Annotated in this window: 1 protein-coding gene and 1 pseudogene; one reads left to right on the forward strand and one right to left on the reverse strand. The window is 74.9% G+C overall.

Annotated features, from left to right (window positions below; translation table 11 throughout):
* Nucleotides 1-212: pseudogene (locus AB0J68_RS32355) on the forward strand (hypothetical protein); the annotation flags it as partial.
* Here the strand turns inward: AB0J68_RS32355 and AB0J68_RS32360 are convergent.
* Nucleotides 209-1,205: ROK family protein (locus AB0J68_RS32360; protein ID WP_363942718.1), on the reverse strand; the 997-nt coding region annotated here is incomplete at its 5' end. The pseudogene AB0J68_RS32355 and the gene AB0J68_RS32360 sit on opposite strands and share 4 nt — an antisense overlap.

The following is a 1,205-nucleotide window of genomic DNA, read 5'->3' on the forward strand; positions in this document are numbered from 1 at the left end:
ACCGCGCCCCCGGTGGCCCGACCACCGGGGGCGCGTACGCCTCGACATCGGGCCGACTAGATTCGGTGGGCGTGACGATCTCGTTGGACGGCCGGCGGTTCGCCGCCCTGGCGGATGTGGTGGCCGGCGAGGTCGGCCTGGAGCTGCACGAGTCCTGGGCCTGGGAGTCCCGGCCGGGCAACGGGACCAGCGTGGTACGGGAGATCGCCTAGACCGGGCCGGCGGAACCCGACTGACCGGCGACGCCGACGTTCAGCGGATCGGCCAACAGCTTGTCGAAGGCCAACTCGGCGGCGCCGATCAGGACGGCGTCGCGGCCGAGCGCCGCCGCGCGCAGCCGCAGGTGCTCGCGGGAGGCCGGCAGCGGCATGGCGTCCAGCCGTCGCCGCACCGTGTCCGCGCCGGCGATGAAGATGTCGCGCAGCGAGCCACCGAACACCACGGCGTCGGGATTGACCACGTTCACCAGGTTGGCCACGCCGAAGCCGAGCCAGTCGGCGACCTGCTCGACGGCCCGGCGGGCGGCCGGATCGCCGTCCGCCGCCGCGCGCAGCACCTCGGTCACGGCGGCGCGGTCGTCCGGGTCGCGGCCGGCGTGGCGCAGCAGCGCGGCTTCACCGATCTCGGTCTCCCAGCAGCCACGAGAGCCGCAGCCGCACGGCAGGCCATTCGGGTTGACGACCATGTGGCCGACCTTGCCGCTGTGACCCCGGTGGCCGATCATCAACCGGCCGCCGACGACGATGCCGGCGCTGATGCCCAGGTCGCCGTGCAGGTAGATGAGGTCGTCGATGCCGGGGGCCACGCCCCGGATGTGCTCCGCCAGGCCCGCGATGTCGGCGAGGTCGCCGGCCACGAACCCCGGGCCGGCGGTGAGTTCGGCCTCCAGCGCCACGCTGAGGCCCTCGTCGACGCCGACGATCCGGAGCCTGCCGTCCGGGTCGCGGGTGGTGTCGGTGACGGCGACCGCTCCCCCGACCAGCAGCGCGTCGGAGGCGACGCCGCGTTCCATGTCGCGAACGAGATCGGCCAGCGGGCCGACGGTGTCGACCGCCGACATGCCACCGGGACGGGCGACCTCGCGCCGGTCGAGGATGCGACCGCCGAGGCCGACCCGCGCCGCGCGCAGCCGGTCGGCGTCGATGCTGAGCGCGTGCGCGTAGACCCGGTCGGAGCGGGGGCTGACCACCAGGGAGGGACGGCCG

This window comes from Micromonospora sp. NPDC049580 (assembly GCF_040675595.1).
Taxonomy (GTDB): domain Bacteria; phylum Actinomycetota; class Actinomycetes; order Mycobacteriales; family Micromonosporaceae; genus Micromonospora.